The 19,801-nt window shown below is 51.5% G+C and carries 21 protein-coding genes and 1 pseudogene; 14 read left to right on the top strand and 8 right to left on the bottom strand.

Annotated elements, in window-relative coordinates:
- The coding region (locus tag J4E70_RS16960) for an IS30 family transposase (RefSeq protein WP_213890844.1) at positions 1-214 on the top strand (214 nt) is incomplete at its 5' end.
- A gap of 215 nt (positions 215-429) precedes the next feature.
- On the opposite strand, the gene J4E70_RS16965 is transcribed toward J4E70_RS16960, so the two are convergent.
- Complete coding sequence (locus J4E70_RS16965; protein WP_213890845.1) at positions 430-1,329, bottom strand: DMT family transporter; 900 nt, start codon at positions 1,327-1,329, stop codon at positions 430-432.
- Between the two features lie 451 nt (positions 1,330-1,780).
- Positions 1,781-2,359: a TetR/AcrR family transcriptional regulator gene (locus tag J4E70_RS16970; protein ID WP_213890846.1), complete on the bottom strand. Its 579-nt coding sequence runs from the start codon at positions 2,357-2,359 to the stop codon at positions 1,781-1,783.
- 153 nt (positions 2,360-2,512) lie between these two features.
- Between J4E70_RS16970 and J4E70_RS16975 the strand changes: the two genes are divergently transcribed.
- The 7 genes from J4E70_RS16975 (at position 2,513) to J4E70_RS17005 (ending at position 6,619) form a co-directional block, all read left to right on the top strand.
- Complete coding sequence (locus J4E70_RS16975) at positions 2,513-3,295, top strand: YdhR family protein (protein WP_213890847.1); 783 nt, start codon at positions 2,513-2,515, stop codon at positions 3,293-3,295.
- Positions 3,296-3,325: 30 nt separating this feature from the next.
- Positions 3,326-3,757 (top strand): tautomerase family protein, encoded by a 432-nt coding sequence (locus J4E70_RS16980; protein WP_213890848.1) that lies wholly within the window; start codon positions 3,326-3,328, stop codon positions 3,755-3,757.
- A 127-nt stretch (positions 3,758-3,884) separates the two neighbouring features.
- On the top strand, positions 3,885-4,370 hold the full coding sequence (locus J4E70_RS16985) for a hypothetical protein (RefSeq protein WP_213890849.1): 486 nt from the start codon (positions 3,885-3,887) through the stop codon (positions 4,368-4,370).
- 77 nt (positions 4,371-4,447) lie between these two features.
- On the top strand, positions 4,448-4,876 hold the full coding sequence (gene gloA / locus J4E70_RS16990; protein ID WP_213890850.1) for a lactoylglutathione lyase: 429 nt from the start codon (positions 4,448-4,450) through the stop codon (positions 4,874-4,876).
- A 124-nt stretch (positions 4,877-5,000) separates the two neighbouring features.
- Positions 5,001-5,504 carry a GFA family protein gene (locus J4E70_RS16995; RefSeq protein ID WP_213890851.1) on the top strand — a complete coding sequence of 168 codons (504 nt, stop codon included), beginning with the start codon at positions 5,001-5,003 and terminating at the stop codon, positions 5,502-5,504.
- Complete coding sequence (locus J4E70_RS17000) at positions 5,501-5,839, top strand: NIPSNAP family protein (protein ID WP_213890852.1); 339 nt, start codon at positions 5,501-5,503, stop codon at positions 5,837-5,839. Before J4E70_RS16995 ends, J4E70_RS17000 begins: the two co-directional genes overlap by 4 nt.
- 210 nt (positions 5,840-6,049) lie before the next feature.
- A complete protein-coding gene (locus J4E70_RS17005; protein WP_213890853.1) occupies positions 6,050-6,619 on the top strand; it encodes a hypothetical protein in 570 nt (189 codons plus the stop codon).
- A 276-nt stretch (positions 6,620-6,895) separates the two neighbouring features.
- Here J4E70_RS17005 and J4E70_RS17010 read toward each other — a convergent pair whose 3' ends face one another.
- Positions 6,896-7,831 (bottom strand): LysR substrate-binding domain-containing protein, encoded by a 936-nt coding sequence (locus J4E70_RS17010; RefSeq protein ID WP_213890854.1) that lies wholly within the window; start codon positions 7,829-7,831, stop codon positions 6,896-6,898.
- A gap of 329 nt (positions 7,832-8,160) precedes the next feature.
- On the opposite strand from J4E70_RS17010, the gene J4E70_RS17015 reads away from it, so the two are divergent.
- On the top strand, positions 8,161-9,192 hold the full coding sequence (locus J4E70_RS17015) for a zinc-binding alcohol dehydrogenase family protein (protein ID WP_213890855.1): 1,032 nt from the start codon (positions 8,161-8,163) through the stop codon (positions 9,190-9,192).
- Between the two features lie 763 nt (positions 9,193-9,955).
- Here the strand turns inward: J4E70_RS17015 and J4E70_RS17020 are convergent.
- Positions 9,956-12,355 carry a 1-deoxy-D-xylulose-5-phosphate synthase N-terminal domain-containing protein gene (locus J4E70_RS17020; protein WP_213890856.1) on the bottom strand — a complete coding sequence of 800 codons (2,400 nt, stop codon included), beginning with the start codon at positions 12,353-12,355 and terminating at the stop codon, positions 9,956-9,958.
- 148 nt (positions 12,356-12,503) lie between these two features.
- Between J4E70_RS17020 and J4E70_RS17025 the strand changes: the two genes are divergently transcribed.
- The 4 genes from J4E70_RS17025 (at position 12,504) to J4E70_RS17040 (ending at position 16,509) form a co-directional block, all read left to right on the top strand.
- The gene (locus tag J4E70_RS17025) at positions 12,504-12,974 is read left to right on the top strand and encodes an Lrp/AsnC family transcriptional regulator (protein WP_213890857.1); all 471 of its coding nucleotides are present in this window, start codon (positions 12,504-12,506) and stop codon (positions 12,972-12,974) included.
- 545 nt (positions 12,975-13,519) lie between these two features.
- Positions 13,520-14,419, top strand: coding sequence for an NAD(P)-dependent oxidoreductase (locus J4E70_RS17030; RefSeq protein ID WP_213890858.1), 900 nt, complete (start codon positions 13,520-13,522; stop codon positions 14,417-14,419).
- A 53-nt stretch (positions 14,420-14,472) separates the two neighbouring features.
- Positions 14,473-15,243 carry a 2-oxo-tetronate isomerase gene (otnI, locus tag J4E70_RS17035; RefSeq protein WP_213890859.1) on the top strand — a complete coding sequence of 257 codons (771 nt, stop codon included), beginning with the start codon at positions 14,473-14,475 and terminating at the stop codon, positions 15,241-15,243.
- Between the two features lie 456 nt (positions 15,244-15,699).
- On the top strand, positions 15,700-16,509 hold the full coding sequence (locus tag J4E70_RS17040; RefSeq protein ID WP_213890860.1) for a class I SAM-dependent methyltransferase: 810 nt from the start codon (positions 15,700-15,702) through the stop codon (positions 16,507-16,509).
- A gap of 73 nt (positions 16,510-16,582) precedes the next feature.
- Here J4E70_RS17040 and J4E70_RS17045 read toward each other — a convergent pair whose 3' ends face one another.
- The 4 genes and pseudogenes from J4E70_RS17045 to J4E70_RS17055 all read right to left on the bottom strand — a co-directional run bounded on the left by J4E70_RS17045 (position 16,583) and on the right by J4E70_RS17055 (position 18,858).
- Entirely contained in the window at positions 16,583-16,936 is a 354-nt protein-coding gene (locus J4E70_RS17045) for a YdeI/OmpD-associated family protein (RefSeq protein WP_213890861.1), read from the bottom strand.
- A 76-nt stretch (positions 16,937-17,012) separates the two neighbouring features.
- Positions 17,013-17,426: pseudogene (locus J4E70_RS19730) on the bottom strand (hydrolase).
- Between the two features lie 294 nt (positions 17,427-17,720).
- Positions 17,721-17,978, bottom strand: coding sequence for a hypothetical protein (locus J4E70_RS17050; RefSeq protein WP_213890862.1), 258 nt, complete (start codon positions 17,976-17,978; stop codon positions 17,721-17,723).
- Positions 17,950-18,858, bottom strand: coding sequence for a lysophospholipid acyltransferase family protein (locus tag J4E70_RS17055; RefSeq protein WP_213890863.1), 909 nt, complete (start codon positions 18,856-18,858; stop codon positions 17,950-17,952). Before J4E70_RS17055 ends, J4E70_RS17050 begins: the two co-directional genes overlap by 29 nt.
- 160 nt (positions 18,859-19,018) lie before the next feature.
- Between J4E70_RS17055 and J4E70_RS17060 the strand changes: the two genes are divergently transcribed.
- Positions 19,019-19,765 (top strand): glycosyltransferase family 25 protein, encoded by a 747-nt coding sequence (locus J4E70_RS17060; protein ID WP_213890864.1) that lies wholly within the window; start codon positions 19,019-19,021, stop codon positions 19,763-19,765.
- The last annotated feature ends 36 nt before the right edge of the window (positions 19,766-19,801 follow it).

Below are 19,801 nucleotides of genomic sequence, written 5' to 3' on the forward strand. Positions count from 1 at the left end.
CTTCTGCGATCCGCAGTCACCTTGGCAACGCGGTAGTAACGAAAACACCAACCGGTTGCTTCGCCAATACTTCCCGAAAGGCATTGATATATCGGGCTTTAGTCAAGCCAAACTCAGCGCCGTCGCTGGTCAACTCAACGAGCGACCTCGAAAGACCTTGCAATACCAAACGCCAGCAGAGAAATTTGAAGCATGTGTTGCGGCGATCAGTTGAAACCACAGTTCAAAGGAGACATCCGTATCAAGCGCACCGAATGGCTGGTTCGAGCCCGAGGCGGTCATTAAGCCATGCTATGCAATGTCCTTCGCCAGCCTCTCAGCTTAGCAAGAACTCGAAAAGTGAACATCCGTTACGTTTTCTAGGTCTGTTGCGACTCTCGAAAGTGATTGCTACTTAGTATTAACGGGAGCGCCACTCGTGTCTCGGTTCTATGCTGAGTTAGGACTTCTTGGCGTGGCGAGCAGTTTTACGAAACGCCCGTCAATCATTAGTAGCCCAGTCAGAATAACTCCCATACCAGCAACATGCGATTGCGTCAGCGTTTCACCGAGAAATGCTATCCCTAACATCACTGCGGAAATAGGCGCGATGAATGTTACTGTGGATACTGTGGTTGCCCCTGTTTTAGGCAACAGCCAGAATATTGCGATAAAGCAAATGCTTGTCATAACAAACCCAAGGATAGCTAAGGAAACCCAAGTTTCGATTTTGGTTATGACCGGCACTCCCTCGATGGCCAGAGCGGTTGGCACAAGCAGGATAGTGGCACAGGATAGTGCCCAGGCTGTCATAACCGTCGGATCAATGCCGCGCAAACGGCGCACGTAATTCAGCGCGACTGAATAGCTGACGGGCGCAAGAAATGCGACCAGTATCGCCCAGAATTCAGACCCACTTGCCTGCAATGCAGGCCACGCCAAAATTACGATACCTGAAAATCCAATGACAACACCGACTGATTTGGCCGGGGATATCTTCTCGCCGCCAACCCAGAAATGTGAAACCAACACGACCATCACAGGTGTCATTCCGTTTACGGTGCCTGCCATGCCGCTGGAAACATATTTCTGCGCCAACGGCAACAAGGCAAATGGGGCCGCATATTGAAACAGCCCCAAGATCATCAATTGACAAAGCACTGCCCAGCTTACGAAAGGGTTCTTGCCTTTCGCAGAGACCCAAACCCAACATCCCAGGGCGCCTAGAAACACCCGCCCCATGGATATCGTCATAGGCCCTAACTCTTTCAGCAATATGGCATTAAAAAAGAACGAGCCACCAAATGCGATGCCAAGTGTGATAATCAATATCCAATAACGTGCGGGCATGGTTTCATTCCTGCTAAAATTTCTACCCAAATTAGGTCAGAACACAGGTCGAGGATCAAAACATTCCGGGTATCATTGGTATCAGTTTTGTTTCAGCAACCACTGTCTGATTGCAGTCGTGTTTCAGTTGCTGGAATCGTCAGATCAAACATCCGTCAATTTCCGTTAAACCCTTCAAAGCTTTGACGAGACAATACCAGTATTGAAGGCATTGTGGTTTTTGGATAACGACCAGGCACAGATTTAATTGGCCGCCGCAATATCCGATATTCCAGCAAACCGGGCATCGGTACATCGTGCAGAGAAAGACCGCTCCGAGCCCCAAATGGCCGATGCTGCAAAGTGTTCGAATGTCCGCTTCTCAGCTGAGCGAGAGAGCGCAAACGGCAAGGCGCACAGCCCAACAGAAGATTGGGAACAAACTTAGCTTTCGGAATTTTGGCCAGTAATTTTAGGCCTCGGACGCGGCCACGGCTGCAGTGCGGGCTGCCGCAGCGATCTCGTTCGCGATATCGGGGTTTGCAACGGCGCGTGTAAGTGTCAGCCCGCCGATCAGGGTGCTTAGCATCGCCCAGGCCCGGGCGTGCCGGGCCTCTTTTGAGCTCCCGCCCAAACCATCGGCAATCAGACTCACAATTCGGTTCATTTTCGCTTCATAAGCCGTGTGCATATCGGGATCTGCTCGTGCAACTTCGGGTGACAGTGTTGTCATCGCGCATCCGCAGGCAAGATCATTACGATGCGCCTCACCCAGATAATAATCGGCAAAGGCCTCAATCCAATTAGGTCCAAACTCTCTTTGAAAATCAGGAATGCTCTCAATCACCTCGTCCATCCCAGCCGCCAGCGCTGCTTCAAACGCACCATCCTTCGATCCGAAATGAGCATAAAATGCGCCTGAGGTGACACCGGCGGCCTTTGCAATACCGTCAACTCCGGTTCCCGCATAACCACTACTTCTGAAGCTTTGGCTTGCAGCTTCCAGAATGCGCGCCCGGGTTTGCTCTTTCTTCGTTGGTAACTGTGCCATCAACTGTCCTTTCAGATTTTTTATAGCGATCGTTATTTTTATGTTGACGATATAGTGGTCGTTATATAATAGAAATATAGGGACCGTTATATATTGAATCCCGCCACGACGCAACCGATCGAACCCGGCGCTGCGTTCACCAAGGAGAGCCAGATGACGCACCAGACAAAGCCGCAGGACCAGAAACGGATCAGCCAACGAAAAAAAATCGGGGACACAGTTGCTGCTGTGACAACGGCCAACCTCACGCTCGGCGGCAAACTGGTAATGGCCAGCACCGCACCTAAAAATGGAGAAAACCAAATGACCCCCGAGGCATTCGTTTACACCGAGCTGCAAATCTCTGTGCCGTTCGCAGACGTGCCGTGGCAGGATCTCAACGACCAGATCGACAATGAGCCGGGTTTCCTGAACAAAACGTGGTTTTCTGGGGTAGGAAATAATTCGGTCGGTGGCATCTACAGCTTCGATAGCGTTGAGGCAGCCCAGCATTACTGCACCACTTTCTTCCCCGCAGCCGCCAAAGCATTCGGCGTCGCCCAGACGACCCGCGTGTTTGACGCCGCCGTAGTTTCGGATGCAAGTCGCGACATGGGCTCGCCGCATTTCGGGGCTGCCCCAACGCAGGCCCCCGGTGCCTTTGTCTACACCGAAGTGCAAATCAACGTCCCGTTTGAAAAAGCCCCGTGGCAAGCGCGCAACCCGGTCTTGAAACAGCAAAAAGGGTTGATCTCCAAACTTTGGCTCAGCGGGTTGAACACCAATACGCTCGGCGGGGTCGATGCGTTCGATACGGTAGAAAACGCGCGTGCTTTCGCGGTTGATGACTTCCCGAACACAGCCGCGAAACTCAATGCGGCCTTCTACACGCGTGTGTTCGACGCAAGCATCGCCGAGGCCGCCAGCCGTGGCCTCCACTCTCCTTATTACACCTAACGTAACCCAAGAAGATAAAAGGAAATATCCGTGCCACTCATTCAAGTAGGCGCCCCACAGGGTGATCTGGATAAATCACAGCAAGACATGCTGATGTCGCAACTCTCGAATGCCGTCCTCAGAGCCGAAGGTGCCCCAATGGAAAGCGCAGGCGCACAGTCTTTGGTCTGGGCCCATTTCATTGAAAAGCCTCAAGGCACGTTCTATGTCGGCGGTGCGCCATTGGAAAAACCCCCATTTCGCATCGCTGTGACGACGCCGCAGGGAGCATTGAACGACGAAACTAGAACGAGTCTGGTCGCTGAAATCGGTCGTATCGTTGATGATATTGTCGGCCCCTACGAAGGCAGGCTCAACCACTGGGCCATGCTTTATGAGGTGACTGACGGCGGCTGGGCTGGGGCAGGACAGGTTTTCCGCCTTGGTGACATCCAACACGCGATGGATATCAAGGTCGCATAAGACACAAAGAAACTACAATATCGCAGTTAGAACAGGCTGTTGCCCCAGAAATTTGGGCCAACGCGCGGTTGCTTGCACCCAAACGAAACTCTTACGACTCAACCCAACTAATCCTAAGGAATATAGCATGATTAGACTATCTCTTGTCGCACTGGCACTTGCTTCCGGTATCTCCCTTTCAGGCACCTCAAGCGCGTCCGCCGATCCCGGCATCTGTTCACCTATCGGTGGCGTCGCAATCCCTAATTTCTTTGCCGAAGGCGAAGGCAACCCGATCATCATCTCTGCTACATTGATCGGCAGCGTGCAAAACGCCGCAGGCAAAATCACCGGTCAGCGCGAAACGCCCACAGGCCTCGAAATGGATATGGAACATTACTTTGGCCGTGCCGATGGTGGCGCGTTCCAAACCAAAGATCTTGGAATTTTGACAGCTGTGCCGGGCAAACCCGGACGTTTCATGATTGAGGTCACCTATGACATCCAAGAAGGTACTGGACGCGGCACGATGAAGGGTGCCAACGGTTCTTTCAACAGCTATGGTCTGGTTGACTTGCGGGACGGTAACAACCTTGAAGGACTGGTCCGCTACAGCGGCGAAGTCTGCCAATAAGCCAAGGTAACTTTCTTTAGCCGACAAGCCGCGCGTCGCGGCTTGTCGGCACCTTATCGCTCGCAAGGACAATTCAAATGACTGTACAAACCAGCCTTCCCACATGCATTCTTTACACGATGGTACGCGTGGGCGATCTTGATCGCTCTATAGCTTTTTACCAGGACGCTTTGGGTATGCGTGAGATCCGGCGCGAGACATTCCCCGAAGGTCGTTTCACACTCGCCTTTATGGGATACGGCAAAAGCCCATCGGCCCCGACGGTTGAATTGACATGGAACTGGGACGAAACCAGCTATCAGCACGGCACCGGCTACGGACATATCGCGCTTGAAGTGCCGGATATCTATGCGGCCTCTCAGCGTCTGACGGAAATGGGAGTTAAGGTAACGAGGCCAGCTGGCCCCATGAAATTCGCACCCTCTGAAACCGGAGAAAAGGAAGTCATCGCGTTTCTCGAGGATCCCGATGGATACAGCATCGAGTTGATCGAAGCGGCCAAGTAGCAGGCGAAGTTGCGGGCTTGCGTCTGGCCGCGCCTGATCTCGCCAGAGCGCTCTGCCCGCGGTCGTGTTTCGGCTGGTATCTGGCGAAAACTTGCGGCGTGATGCAATACGAAAGGTAAAACTAATGACCCCACAAAACGCACCCTCACTCCGGAGGGTCGTAGGCGGTTGCCTTTGCGGAGCAGTTTCATTCGAGGTGGTCAACGCGTTCGAGAAACTATTTCTGTGTAGCTGTGACCAGTGCCGCCAGATCACCGGTTCGGCTTTTGCATCGAACCTGTTCGTGGGCATTGAGGGGTTCGACTGGCTGGGCGGCGTGGGCGATATCGTCAATTACCAGGTGCCGGAGCGAGATATCTCCAAGTCGTTCTGCCGGGTCTGCGGGTCTGGCGTTCCTTGGGCAAATGGTAACGGCACAAAGATGATCGTTCCGGCCGGATCACTGAACAGACCCGTTAGCGTTGCCGAACGGGTCAGAATATTCGCCTCGGAGCAACCTGCGTGGGCGTCGGATCTGGAGCAAGTCGCGGCGCACGCGACATTCCCAGAACCTCTGGGATCAGAGCCTATGGGTCCAAATTCCCTGTCGACCGACAACAGCACAATAATCAAATTGGAAAAACCATGATAACCTGTCATGTAACTTACAAAATTGACCCTGCCAAAACCACGGACTTTGAGGTCTATGCAAAAGCATGGATCCCGCTCGTCGAGCGATTTGGTGGCACGCATCATGGATACTTTCTCCCACACGAAGGGCCGAATGATTTAGCGTTTGCGGCTTTTTCATTCCCGTCTCTGGCTGCTTACGAAACCTATCGGACAGAAAGCGCATCCGATTCAGACTGTAATGCGGCATACGATTTTGCCGTCTGTACCAACTGTATCCTGCGATACGATAGACATTTCCTCCGGCCTGTTCTGGACGGGGATTTATCAGGTGTTCTTGATCAGCAAGTGTAGCGCGGCTTCTACAGGCCACGGAGCGAGCTGTGGTATCTGCATCAATTGCAGTCGAGCTCACAAATCAATGCGTCAGTTTTTATGCAGGACCATTCTGCGGCGCAGCAAAGGCGCAGGAAAACAGCAAAAAATGACGCCCCCACGAATTGGCGTGCCGCTTCGATAAATCGACCTACGCAAATTTGACAACATATCAATGAGGATCCCAACATGTTGAACACCATAACCCGCTCTCAAAGGCGTTTCACCACTGCGATAATATCGGTTGTGCTGCTAAGCGCTGCCACAGTTTCCAACGCCGAAACCGCAGAGGCCAAAATTGCACGCGCCATCACCGCAGCCCCATCGGATATCACGAACGACGCCACGATTATGGACGTCGATGGAACCATTTTGCGCGCTGGAACAAATGGGTGGATTTGTTTGCCAGGTGTTGGACTGATCCCAGATGATCAGCACCCAATGTGCAATGATGCTGTTTGGATGAAGTGGATGGCGGCCGCCGCATCGGGAACTGCTTTCACAACCGACGTTATTGGTGTTGCGTACATGATGGCCGGTGATCCGATGATGAACAACGACAACCCGATGGCAACCGACCCAAACGATGACGGAGTGTGGAGGCAAGAAGGGCCTCATATCATGATACTTTTTCCTGACATGGACGTTGTTGCGGACCTTCCGCGCAACCCCTTTGTAGGTGGTCCCTATGTTACGTGGGATGAAACCCCGCTAGCTCACGTTATGCTACCGATGGCAGCGAAAGTACCGCCCAAGTAGTTCTTTGTGGACATGATTCCATCTGATGCTTGCGCCACCTGAACCGTGGCCAACGGGGGCACCGGGACCCAAGAATACGAAACGGATTGAATCATGGGTCCCAAAGGATGCGAAGGAGCAATTCTTGAAAAGGCTTGAAGAGCTGAGGTTGGGTTAAGGGTAGTGGGGTGCCTTTTGACGTAAGGCTGCTTGTTGTCGCAAAGCGGACTGCCGCCGTGATCAGGTTTGATGACTGCAGTCCGCAGGACCGTTCCATGCGAGGGAATTCAGAAAACTCTAGGCCGTCGTGACGTTGTGTCTGATACTTCCTGGCGTTTCGTTGGCTTGCTCACAGAGCCAATTGACGATTAGTTTCAGGGCAGTTCGTGGTGGATGATACTTTTCAGGGTAAACTACAAAATATGGCCAATCAGAAAGCTGTCTGTTTGAGAAAGGTGTGATCAAAGTGCCTCGTGCGATTTCCTCGTTGATCAAAACGCTTCTACCAAGCATGAACCCTTCACCATTGATCGCGGCCTGAATTGTTAGGTTGCTGTCTGTAAACAATTGACTTGGCTCTAGGTTACCAGTCGGCTGGACGTTCTCGCGGTACATCCACGTACCCCAATCCAGATTAGTCTTTTCTGTCCCGACAGTGTGATCTGCAAGAAGCGTCCGATTCCCTATGTCCTCCAAGGCGACGGCGTGTTTTTTCCAATAATCAGGGCTGCAAGCTGGAGCCACATATTCGTCGAATAGCTTTGTTGCATGGCATCCGGGGTACAAACCCGTTCCCGATCTTATTGCAAGTGTCAGTTCGCGCGGATTGAAGTCTGCCTGATCAAAAGAGGCCTCAACCATCACTCGATAGCGCGGATGCAAGGCGCGGAACTGCGGCAGTCGGTGTATCAGCCATCGGGACGCCAAAGACGGTAATACACTTAGCCTGATTTCCTCATCATTTCTGATCTCATGTATCTGCGATACATCCTCCTCAAGGTTATCAAAAGTATCTTTTATCTGCTTGGAAAACTGGTGGCCATTCTGGCTTAAACTGGTTTTGTTAGAAGACCGATCCAGCAACCGTACACCCAACCAGTTTTCTAGGTTAGAGATTTGCTGGCTGACGGCAGATGGACTTACACAGAGCTCTGAAGCTGCCTTTGACAGACTACCATTCCGCGCCACAGCATCAAAAACCCGTAGTGAATTCAAAGGTGGCAGTTTTCTCATTTATGAATCTCCTAAACCAAAAAGATAATTGTTGAATTCGCGATGCATCACAATGTCAGTAACAGCAGGGCGGGGGGTGGTTCACCAACCGTGCCGATGTTGGTCTGCTGATATCGCAGACCTTAACGAGTCATTATTTGGCGACGATTGCAGTGTCGTCATAGGCCCCACCCAATACTTCCCTACCGATAAACCAATCACTTTGTATAACCTATACCATTAGAAATTCTAACCCCTCAGTTAGTTTTTCAAATGAACAGAATTTCCGGGTTTGCGCTAGACAAACTTAAACGTCGCGTTGGTTGTGGCCATATATTGGAAAGCAAGAAATGAAAGCTGTTGGTGTCCTTGAAAATCTTCCCACAAGCGATGAAGCTAGCTTCGTTGATTTTGAACTGGCAACCCCTGTTGCCAAAGGCAAAGATCTACTTGTGCGTATTAACGGAATTTCCCTTAACCCTGTGGATTTCAAAGAAAGGCACGATATTGTCGGCAGGTTGGCCGACCCGCTTATCTTGGGGTGGGATGCCTGTGGCGAGGTTTTGGCCGTCGGTGATGACGTCAAAACATACAAAGTAGGCGACATGGTCATGTATGCTGGTGAGATTAATCGTCCAGGTTGCTACGCGGAACTGCAGCTCGTTGACGAGCGTATTGTCGGTCCAAAACCTGAGAGCCTGACACCAGAGGAGGCCGCCTGCATTCCGCTAACCACACTTGCGGCATGGGAGGCGCTGTTTGACCGTCTGGAGATTGACCGCATAACAGACGAGAATACCGCACTTCTGATAATTGGCGGTGCTGGAGGGCTTGGGTCAATGGCCATTCAATTTGCTCGCCAGCTCTCCAAGTGCAAAATCATTGCGACAGCATCGCGCAAAGAGAGCAAAGATTGGTGCCTCAAAATGGGCGCGCATCACGTCATCGACCATTCAAAAAACATAAAGAACCAACTGGTCGACTTGGGCCATGATACTGTTCCTTTGATTTTGAACCTCAGCAACAACATTCCGTATTGGGAAGTCATGGCTGATATAGTCTCTCCCGAAGGTGCAATTTGTTTGGTCGCCAGCACCAAGGCGAAACTGGATCTTGACCTGTTCATGGGAAAAAGTGTGCGCATTAATTACGAGCTGATGTTTACCCGTTCGCTGTATTCAACAGACAAAATGCCTATCCAGGCTGACGTCTTGCGACAGGTCGCTGGCATGATTGATGCCGGAACGATCCTGCACTCTAGAACCGAAGATATGGGCGAAATTTCAGCTGCAAACATCAGAAAGGCTCACGCTCGCGTTGAGACAGGACGGATGATCGGGAAAGCAACGCTGTCGGGTGTTAACACCCAAACGGGGCCATAGATTTTGGAAAGGATCATTACGAATACTATTGCTGATCTCAGCGGCCCCTGCTCAAAGAAGGCACAATGTCAGTGCGCGTTCGCACCGAGCCGCGTAGCTGCCTGCGGTGCTCAACGTCGAAGAAGTCACGGGTCTTCTGGCGGTCACCCCCAGTCCGGGGCCCAGAAATCACGCGGCGCTCTGCATTTCGTATGGCGTGGGGCTAGTAGATGTCGCCCAACGCCCCCTGATTAAGAATACCTGATAAATCCCCGTCCAAAACAGGCCGGAGGAAATGTCTATCGTATCGCAGGATACAGTTGGTATAGACGGCAAAATCATATGCCGCAGGCCACCGAGCTTTGGGATCACATTTCGCTTCGTTTCCGACCAACTCTTTTCAGCTAATTGGGGAGGCAACGCAAAAAAGCGAGCGCCGGACCATATCCTGCTGAGCAGCTGTTTTAGTTTGCTCACTCCATCTTTCCTAAAAGATTAAAGTGTTGCATTGGCCAGTTGAAACCGCAACCCGAAGCGCTCCCACCCTTGGTTTCCACCCACGAGTGCTGACCTCAGACACCAAATTCCCCAAAGTAATATGGGAATTGAATCAGCGGTAGCGCCTTCGATCGACAAGAACTTTTCAACAAAATTCGCCAATGCTCAAAAATTGACTGTTTCAACAGTATCCGCCCAAATTTGCCGAATGCTCCGATGCATCCAATGTCCGTCCTGCTCAGAACCTACGGAACAGCTGCACCACTTTGTTCAAAGGCACTCTTGATCAGACCGCTGCCGAAACGCGAGAGATTTTCCTGCCATGCGTCAGTTCACTGACGGACCGCACCAACGCAGCGGCATCAATACGGAAATGACGGTAAAGGTCCGCGATTGTCCCGGTTTGCCCAAAATGCTCAACCCCATGTGGGACGGTTTGATGTCCTTGAACTGCACCAAGCCATGACAACGTGGCTGGATGACCGTCGATTACTGTCACGAGAACACAGTTGCGTGGCAGGTCGCTTAGCAGTTTTTCGATATGTGACTGAGCCCCATCTGTGCCATTGGATCTTGCGCGTTGCGCCGCTGTCCAGCCTGCATTCAGGCGATCTGCGGATGTAACGGCCAGAACCCCAACATCACGTCGTCCTTCGGCGATCATCCCAGCAGCTTTGATTGCCTCCGGCGCAACCGCACCCTGATAGGCGATCACGACTTCACAGGACGGGCCCGGTTTGCGTAGCCAGTAGGCCCCATCAATTGCACCTTGGCGAAAATCATCATCCACTCGCTTACCCGGCTGTTCAATCGGATTGGTGGTCAGGCGCAAATAGACAGAACCACCCGTTTCATCCCGCAACCATGTACGTTCGTCCGGATCACCTTCACCGTCTTTTTGCAGATAGGCAAAGGCCCATTCCATGATGGTGGCCAGTTCGTCTACAAAGGCTGGCTCAAATGCCGCCAAGCCGTCCTGCGACATGCCGATAAGCGGTGACGCGATGGATTGGTGGGCGCCGCCTTCAGGCGCGAGCGTAACACCAGACGGAGTACCAACGATCATGAACCGCGCATCCTGGTAGCAGGCATAGTTCAGCGCATCGAGGCCGCGAGAAACGAAAGGATCGTAAACCGTCCCAATCGGGATCAGGCGTTTGCCAAACACCGAATGCGACAGGCCCGCAGCGGCCAGCAACAAGAACAAGTTCATCTCGGCAATGCCAAGTTCTATGTGCTGGCCGTCTGGTGTGAATTCCCATTTCGCGGTGGAGGGGATATTCTCGGCCTTGAAGGTATCGACCTGATGCGACCGTGCGAACAGCTTGCGGCGATTGACCCATGGCCCGAGGTTTGTGGTTCCCGTCACATCGGGTGAAGTTGTCACAATCCGTTCGGCCAACAGGCTGTCGCCTTTGGACAGGTCATCAAGGATTTTACCAAATGCCATCTGGGTCGAGATTTCGCGATCCGATGAGATTCCAATTGAAGGCACATCGATGATATCGTCTCGATACCGGCGGCGGCCTTTTGCAAAGAATGGTGTTTGGGCCAATCGATCTTCAAAGGCCTTCGGATTTGAAATGGTGGCGAATTTTTCCCATTCCTCCCCGTCTGCCACGCCCATGAACTTCTGCCACTCGGCCATCTGTGTCTTGTTCATAAGGCCGCCGTGGTTGTCTTTATGACCAGCGATAGGCGTGCCCCAGCCTTTGATCGTATAGGCGAGGAAGCACACAGGTCGATCATGGTCAATGGCCGCAAAAATATCTGCCATGGTCGACACGCAGTTACCGCCAAGGTTTTCCATCAATGCAGCCAGTTCTTCATCACTGCGCCGCTCAAAAAGCGCGGTTACGTCGCCCTGATCGCCCAATGCATCCAGCAACCTTTCCCGCCAAATAGCGCCGCCCATATAGGTCAGGGCCGAGTAAAGCTGGTTCGGGCACTCATCGATCCACTGGCGTAATTTCTCTCCGCCCGGTTCCTCAAAAGCTGCGCGTTGCAGGTGACCATATTTGACGCGCACGACATCCCAGCCGAAGGCATCAAATATCTGTTCAACTCGCTGGAACAACCCTTCACGCACAACCCCGTCCAAAGATTGGCGGTTGTAATCGATGATCCACCAACAGTTGCGCAGATCGTTTTTCCAACCTTCCTGCAGAGCCTCATAAATGTTGCCCTCATCCAGTTCAGCGTCACCAACCAACGCGATCATACGGCCAAGTTTCTGGTCCCTGCCCCATGATTTAGCCTGAATGTAGTCTTGGATAATGGATGCAAATGACGTGACGGCGACACCAAGGCCGACGGATCCGGTTGAGAAATCCACGTCATCAATGTCTTTGGTGCGACTTGGATAACTCTGCACACCGCCGTAGCCGCGGAAATTTTTCATTTTTTCGCGAGTCTGATTGCCCATCAAATATTGGATTGCGTGGAACACAGGTGATGCGTGTGGCTTTACCGCCACCCGATCCTCTGGCCGCAGTGCCGAGAAATAGAGTGCTGTCATAATTGACACCATCGAAGCAGAACTTGCCTGATGCCCACCGACCTTAATTCCGTCGACCTTGGGGCGAATATGGTTGGCGTTGTGGATCATCCAGTGAGACAACCACAAAAGCCGCTGTTCGATAGTCTTAAGGTGTTGCTGTTGGGTGGTTTTATCTTCGGCACTCATTGTCGGTCCTTTGGGTTTTCTCCACCGTGTCTCAACAACGTCTGGTGAAATTCGCGCAGAGACTAGTCGATTTACCTTGCAGCTTCCCGGCTTTATCGCGTTCTATTTCGGAAATTCAAACCATTATCCGCCACGAAAGTTAAATTTAATGTCCGATTCCGCTACAGTTGACGCATTTGATGTTCAAATACTCAGAGCACTCTGCGCTGACGGGCGCATTTCCGTGCAGGATCTGAGTGACCGCATTGGCCTGAGCACCACACCGACCTCGCGCCGCATCCGAAGGCTGGAAGAAAGTGGGATCATCACCGGATACTCCTCATTGATTGATGAAGACGCGCTTGGGTTTAGCGTATCCGTGTTTGTCTCAGTTCAGCTCGACAAACAGGTCGATGATGCGCTGGCAAGTTTTGAGGCCGCCGTGCAGAAGTTTCCTGAAGTGGTGGATTGTTGGCTGATGACCGGCAATCGCGACTACCTGATGCGCATTGCCACGACCGGCCTGAAAGAGTTCGAGCAATTCCTGGTCGGGCGGTTGACCAAAGTGCCGGGCGTGGCTTCCATCGAATCCTCTATTCCGCTGCGGCGTGTAAAATCAGGAGGCGCGCGTATTCCTTGACACCCGCTTTCGAGCAGCTCGGTCTCGCGTTTATTTGTCGCGGCGGTGTCAGATGAATTCGATCCAGTCTCAGTTTCGCCGCCAAATGGCGGAAACCATGCTGAACAAAGCGGATACTACTCTATCATAGCAACAGCGCGGTTCAGTTCAAAGTTCTCGCACGAATTAAGACGGCGCTCGTGTTAGAGATAAGCTGACCTGAATTCTTCAGAACAAAGGCGTCACGGGGCCGATTGCTTCGCGGCCGTAAGCATAGAATTCCGTGGAGATGCCAATTGGGCAAGATGATAAGAACCTGTCAGGCACGTGTCGCTGACCGGTGCAATCTTTCAGTCAAACAGCACACAGGCCGCACACGCCACTTCTGAACACAAAAACGGGTCAAATTGCCCCTACGTAATAAGCACGTCGGCGATGTTTTGGTGGTGGGCGAGAACAAGTCTTCTGGAACGAAGATATGCAGACCCGCATGGAAGAGATTGACCAATGATGATGTCTCTTTTCACGCTGGTGGCGGTTAATAGATATCAGCGATGGAGAAATGCGTGCCGCTTACAGACACCAAAGTAGGGTTTATCGGCCTTGGGCTCATGGGTAGCCCGATGGCTGCCAACCTTCTCGCAGCAAATGCCACCCTGACGATTTACAATCGAACGGCCTCAAAATGTGCTGGATTGGCCGAAAAGGGCGCCTCGGTTGCTGCCACACCGAAGGAAATTGCACAATGCACAGGCACGGGTTTCATAATTCTTTGTGTGAGCGATACACCGTCCCTCAAGGCGGCAATTTGCGACACAAACGGCGTGCTGCCAGGGCTGGTTCACGGCGCAACTGTAATCGACATGGGTTCTTCGTCCGTCACCGCAACCCGGCAATTGGCAAATATTGTTGAGGAAGCGGGCGGACGATACGTTGATGCGCCGGTGTCGGGCGGCGAGGCTGGAGCAAAGGCTGGCTCCTTGTCCATTATGGCGGGTGGTAAACCTACGGATATCGAACGCGTAAAATCGGTGTTTGACGTTTTGGGCGACTCGCTTACCCACATTGGCCCTGTCGGTACAGGCCAGGCCGCGAAGGTTGCCAACCAAGCTATCGTCGGGGCGACGGTCGGAATAATCGCAGAATCTCTTTCCCTTGCGAAGGCTGCAGGGGCCGACTTGGACCGGGTCCGCGAGGCTTTGATGGGCGGCTTTGCGGCAAGCCGCATCCTGGAACTACATGGGCAAAGAATGATTGATGGCGCCTTCACCCCTGGTGCCCGCGCGACAACCCAGAAAAAGGACATGCGCCAAGCCATTGAACTGGCCGAGGAGGTCGACCTTTCGTTACCACTTATGCGCCAAAGCCGTGATCTCTGGATCAAAATGGTCGATGAAGGTCTGGGCGATCTGGATCAATCCGGCTACTTCCAATTCGTGGAATCGGACCAGGAACCCAAAACTTGAACAGACAAATTATGCCCTTTTCAAATTTCTCAGATGAGCACTAAGGACAAAAAATGGCTCTAAACTTCGCGGCGAATCTTAGCTTTATGTTTACCGAGCTGCCTTTTCCAAAGCGGTTTATGTCCGCGGCAAAAGCGGGCTTTAGGGGCGTGGAGTTTCTGTTTCCTTATCAATATTCTCCGAGCGAAATCTCTGAGTTTGTACAGCGCGCTGGAGTAACCCTTGCCCTCCACAACCTCCCACCCGGAGACTGGCGCGCTGGCGACCGTGGCCTCGCTGCGATCGCCGGGCGGCAGGGCGAATTCAGAGAAACCGTCGAAACCGCATTGATCTATGCACAGGCGACCGGCCTGAAACAAATGCACGTCATGGCCGGATGCGTCGGCGAAGCCGAGCTCTCTGATGCTGGGGATGTTTATCTGGAGAACCTTAGTCATGCTGCGAGTCGCTTTGCTGACGCCGGGATTACTGCCTTAATTGAACCGATCAACACAAATGATATGCCCAGGTATTTCCTGAGCAATACCGATGCCGCCCGACGCGTTATTGAACAGGTTGGCGCCCGCAATCTGCGCCTTCAGTTTGATTGTTACCACGCGCAGATTACGAACGGCGATGCGCTTGGCGCGCTTAAAGAGAGCTTTACTGACATCGCTCACATTCAGATTGCAAGCGTCCCGGATCGGCGTGAACCGGATCACGGCGACTGCGACTACACAATCATTTTTTCTAACTTGGAAAGGCTTGGATACGACGGCTGGATCGGTTGTGAATACCACCCCCGGGGCGCTACTGAGGACGGTTTGAACTGGCGTCCTCAGTAGGGACATCGCCCGTTGTTTCCGTGGTGCGTGCTGATCTTCAACAAGAAGGAAATCGAATAAACCGAGCCCTTCGCTTTAAACTTGTACGATGCATAGCTCGACCAATCGCCACAGATTTGGGTTAACATGATTTATTTTGAATACGATCAAACATTGTTAAATCGAATGGCGAAAGAAAAACCGCTTGGGGTACTCGTGGCTATAATTTGCGTAATACTCAGTACGATCGCGATTTGGATATATTTCTCAAAACAAGAACTCCCAAATGATGCCCAAGTTTCCTTTCCTACGACTAGTCAGCCAGACCAATAATTTTGGTCGGCCCTACCTAAGTGACCCAGTTTGAATGCTGGTGCATGATTGGCCTGGATGGTTCCAAGTAATACTTGTTATCTCATCCCATATTCGCGATTCTTTGTGTATTCGGTTCTTGTTTTAAAAAAGGTGGATGTGCGAATGGGTAATGATGCAAGCCGGTTTGTCGGTGATATTCCCAAACATTATGACTCAGGGCTCGGCCCTAACATCTTCGAGTATTTTGCTGCGCAAGTTGCCAAACGAAGCGCGGCGTTTTCTCCGCAAATGGTGCTCGAGATAGCAGCTGGTACAGGATTTGTGAGCAGATTTTTACGCGACGCCTTGCCAGATGATGTTCCGCTGCTCGTGACTGATCTGAATGCACCCATGCTAGAAATTGCAGCGAAGAAATTTCATGCAGACGAAAAGGTTATGTTCAAGCCAGTCGATGCAATGTCGTTGCCATTCGAAGATGATCAGATAAATCAGATCGTTTGTCAGTTCGGAGTGATGTTCTTTCCGGACATTGTCGCATCGTACCGCGAAGTCGCGCGCGTGCTCAGGCCAGGGGGGCAATATATCTTTTCTGCCTGGTGCAAAAACGCTGACAATCCATTCTCTGAAGTGGCACACGAGGCTATCGCCGAGTTTTTCCCTGAAAACCCTCCCGGATTTTACAAGATTCCATTCTTTTACAATGATCCGGATGTTGTGCTGAGCGACCTTGCCGAGGCGGGGCTTACAAACGCTTCACACGAAGAAATGAATCACGAGAGAGAAGTCACCGACCTAGAAGCCTTCGCGCGCGGACTTGTTCTCGGAAATCCAGTGTTTGATGAAATCAAAGACAGGGGTGGCGTGGACCCCATTGATGTGGTGCAACGCGTTCTTACCCGTCTAAGAGAGCGGTTTGGAGCGGAACCCGCGAAAATGCCCTTGAGAATAGGTGTTTACACCGCGCATAAATGACTATCAGTCCGCGCATCAAAAGGCCGTCCGGCACTAGAGATCGTTCGCCAAACCTTAGAGGAGCCGTGTATTATCAAGGCACGCTCTGCCCCGGAAAACGAGATGGCAAATTGTAGAAATCGCTTTCTCTAAGCAATTTGCAAAGGCTGTCAAAACAGTGATCCAAATGTTGATTGCACCAACATCTCCAAGCATTCAAACAAGGTGTCTCGTTCATTTTAAAGCGAACGAACTGCCATGTCATTTTCAAATAGACGGCACCGGCCCGGAGTTCGTCCAGCATTTGCTGCAACCGCTTCAACTTCGTTTTTTCGCGTTTGGCGCTGTCTATCCTGCCAACATAATCATTGCGTTGGTACCAAGGGCGTCGATCGTAAAAGTCCCACAGCACTTCCACCTTGAGAGCCAGCGCTATGTAGTCGGGCATGGGGTTCGCGGATCGTTTCACAATCGTGGCCTTTTGGGGCGTTGAGTTTCAGTTCGGAGCTCGAAGCAATAACCGTTCAGGATGTCCTCGCGACCCCAACGACGTAGTTCTTGCCGTAAGCTTTCGCGCATTTAGGGCAGGTCGTGTAGAAGAAATATACTTCGTCACTTTCGAATCCGGCTTCTTTTGTTATCTGCTGCATTTCCTGATGCCAGTTTTGCGTTTTTATATGGGCCCTCAAAGACCTTCGTCACGAAGTTTCCAGTTATCGTCGTCGCTTCTTCTTCTGGCACAGGCGCAGATATCGCGAAGAGGTGTTCAGCCTTCCACGGGAAATATCCCGGCTAAGGACAATGTAGTTGTCTGTGTCATATGCACCTGCGGATTCAATATTCTTTTGAACCCGTTCAAACACTTTGCCCATATTGACCGCGATGTGCAAAACCGAGTTCGTCATCGCACGCACGAAGCTCTTGTCCTCGAAATGCAGCTCGGCCCCGTCTCAACCGTCCGGATTGAATAAGGGGCAACAGCCGGTTGTATTGACCGTGTCGTCGAAGCGGGGAAGTGCATTGGATTCCATTTTGACCTCGCTCATTCTGACAAAAGGACCTTATGCAGATTCCCCAGATTAAACCTTGAGCGTGATCAACGAACGCGACGAAACCCGGCTGATTAACTGCTAATTGAGATGTGGCGTGAAGAGGGTTCTCGGGAATGGCCCAAGGTCTGCGTCGATCCGTTGAAACCGCCGGACGAAGCGAACTTTTTTATCTCAATTTGGTTACTTTGGGGTTGCAGCTTCGATGATGGGTAAGTCGAAGTAGGGCAAACCGTCGTCCAGTATTTCAATTTCGATTTCTTGCCGGAAGCGCGTGGCCGACAACTGATCGCGCAAGCATCCCTCAGCGATTTGCTCGTCGATGTTCATGTCGAGATCGAAGTCGTCGCTTACCGCCCGCTCTCTTAGCAACGACAACACCCATAAAAGTGATGCAAAGCGGCTACACCTATCAGGCTTGACCACCGTGGAACCGCTCATAAAGGAACGTATCTTCCCAGCGGTTGTGCAACCAATACCATTGCTCTGGTTTCTCTATAATACGCGCGCTTATTCTGTCGTTTACTTCGCGCGTCATAGTCAGGGCATCCGACGGTGGAATTGGTTCTTCGAATTCAACGTGAATATTTTTCCCATTTTCATCTCGCGTTCCGAAAGCAGGAACCAAAGGCAGGTCATAGCGCAAGGCCATTACCGCAGCTGCAGTAGGTGTCAATGCGTCAATGCCCAGAAACGGGATCAGATGACCTTGCTGATACTTCTGGTCGACAAGCAGTGCAAAAAAACCCCCGTTGCGCAGATGCTTAACCATCCTCATGTTTCCTGCCGCACTTTTAGCGACGATTGGTTCACCACCCTTTTTAATTCCGGCAAGAAAATGCGGTTCGTACCATGGATTGCTGTTTTCACGATAAACAGCCCCCGTTTCCATTCCGGCGGATTTCAAAAAATGACGAACTGCTTCCCATTGACCAAAGTGGCCTGAAACGATGATCGCGCCTTTTCCGGATTCTTTCGCTTTTTGCAATACATCCAAACCCGGGCCAGTCGCATCAAACAGATCCAGACGTTTGCTGTAACTAGCGCTAAAAAGTATTTCGGAAAGCGTACGTCCAGTATTTTCCCCTATCTTTTTACAAAGAACCCGAACTTCGTTTTCGGGCATGTCCGGAAAAACGCGTTTCAAGCCATTCCAAACCCGTCGACGCGAACCAGGTATTATCGGAATCAGAAACCCGCAAACACCTGCGAAAAATGCACTGCGCAAACGAAACGACATCAACCTTCCCAGTTTAAGGCCGATCCAGATCGGGATGTACTGCAAAAACTTTGCAAAGGTTTTCTTATGAATCGGTTGCATCACCGTTCTCTAAGTGGATTGCCAAAAAACAACAATAGCTTGAATGCTTTTGCTTTTCCAAACAAACAAACTTCAAAGTCATGAGCAAAACAAAGGCTGGAGGCACCAGTGATTTTGCTTTAGCAGTTTCAGAGGATTAAAGGCGATTGGGGTTCAGCGAATGGCGGCATATAAAACCTTCATAGTGCATCTTCAACGCGCGACAGGGCGCAAGGCGCAGGTGCAGGATCTGGTTTCAAAAGCGCCTTATGACGCTCAGATAATAGATGCTGTGGATGGCGCAAAATTACCCCAAACAGTTCTTACAAATTATTATTCAGGTAAGACACTGTTCAAGCCGGCCTATCCTTTTAAACTTAACGTTGGCGAAATTGGCTGTTTTCTGAGCCACCGAAAGGTCTGGAACGCCATTGTTGAGCAAAATTTAGATGCAGGGCTTATCTTTGAAGATGACGTTCAGATCTTACCGGGCCAGTTTGGTCCGGCTGTCGCAATTGCGGAACGCAACATCGAAAAACTGGGCTACATTCAGTTTCAGGTACGCATCGTGCCAGACCAGAATCAAGTCTTGGCGGAAACTCTAAATGCTAAGATCGTCCAGCCCATTGTAACGCCGCTACGCACGTCTGCCCAGTTTGTAAGCCGCGCTGCGGCTGAAAGACTATTAAACCTGACACAAAAAATAGACCGGCCTATAGATGGTTTTTTGCAATTACATTGGGAAACAGGCGTTCATTTAAGCTGCGTTGTACCTTCAGGTGTATCCGATCGTACAGCAGAGACAGGCGGAAGCACGCTTTCAGCCAAGCAGCCGCTGATCAAAAAACTTGCGCGGGAACTAAAACGCAATCGTTACAAAACGCAGATACGAAAGTACTCTGCTCGCTCGACCGATGTTATAGGTTGAAATGCGTAACACTAACTCATTGGATTTCTGGCGCGT

This window comes from Pseudohalocynthiibacter aestuariivivens (assembly GCF_018457175.1).
Lineage (GTDB): Bacteria > Pseudomonadota > Alphaproteobacteria > Rhodobacterales > Rhodobacteraceae > Pseudohalocynthiibacter > Pseudohalocynthiibacter aestuariivivens.

Bases quoted from the DNA above. Each gene is read 5' to 3' on its own strand.
- J4E70_RS16995 (WP_213890851.1), top strand. From the start codon at position 5,001: ATGACCCCACAAAACGCACCCTCACTCCGGAGGGTCGTAGGCGGTTGC.
- J4E70_RS17060 (WP_213890864.1), top strand. From the start codon at position 19,019: ATGGCGGCATATAAAACCTTCATAGTGCATCTTCAACGCGCGACAGGG.
- J4E70_RS16975 (WP_213890847.1), top strand. From the start codon at position 2,513: ATGACGCACCAGACAAAGCCGCAGGACCAGAAACGGATCAGCCAACGA.
- J4E70_RS17000 (WP_213890852.1), top strand. From the start codon at position 5,501: ATGATAACCTGTCATGTAACTTACAAAATTGACCCTGCCAAAACCACG.
- J4E70_RS17040 (WP_213890860.1), top strand. From the start codon at position 15,700: ATGGGTAATGATGCAAGCCGGTTTGTCGGTGATATTCCCAAACATTAT.
- J4E70_RS16985 (WP_213890849.1), top strand. From the start codon at position 3,885: ATGATTAGACTATCTCTTGTCGCACTGGCACTTGCTTCCGGTATCTCC.
- J4E70_RS16970 (WP_213890846.1), bottom strand. From the start codon at position 2,359: ATGGCACAGTTACCAACGAAGAAAGAGCAAACCCGGGCGCGCATTCTG.
- gloA (WP_213890850.1), top strand. From the start codon at position 4,448: ATGACTGTACAAACCAGCCTTCCCACATGCATTCTTTACACGATGGTA.
- J4E70_RS16965 (WP_213890845.1), bottom strand. From the start codon at position 1,329: ATGCCCGCACGTTATTGGATATTGATTATCACACTTGGCATCGCATTT.
- J4E70_RS17010 (WP_213890854.1), bottom strand. From the start codon at position 7,831: ATGAGAAAACTGCCACCTTTGAATTCACTACGGGTTTTTGATGCTGTG.
- J4E70_RS17020 (WP_213890856.1), bottom strand. From the start codon at position 12,355: ATGAGTGCCGAAGATAAAACCACCCAACAGCAACACCTTAAGACTATC.
- J4E70_RS17015 (WP_213890855.1), top strand. From the start codon at position 8,161: ATGAAAGCTGTTGGTGTCCTTGAAAATCTTCCCACAAGCGATGAAGCT.
- otnI (WP_213890859.1), top strand. From the start codon at position 14,473: ATGGCTCTAAACTTCGCGGCGAATCTTAGCTTTATGTTTACCGAGCTG.
- J4E70_RS17005 (WP_213890853.1), top strand. From the start codon at position 6,050: ATGTTGAACACCATAACCCGCTCTCAAAGGCGTTTCACCACTGCGATA.
- J4E70_RS17045 (WP_213890861.1), bottom strand. From the start codon at position 16,936: ATGCCCGACTACATAGCGCTGGCTCTCAAGGTGGAAGTGCTGTGGGAC.
- J4E70_RS17025 (WP_213890857.1), top strand. From the start codon at position 12,504: ATGTCCGATTCCGCTACAGTTGACGCATTTGATGTTCAAATACTCAGA.
- J4E70_RS17055 (WP_213890863.1), bottom strand. From the start codon at position 18,858: ATGCAACCGATTCATAAGAAAACCTTTGCAAAGTTTTTGCAGTACATC.
- J4E70_RS17050 (WP_213890862.1), bottom strand. From the start codon at position 17,978: ATGAGCGGTTCCACGGTGGTCAAGCCTGATAGGTGTAGCCGCTTTGCA.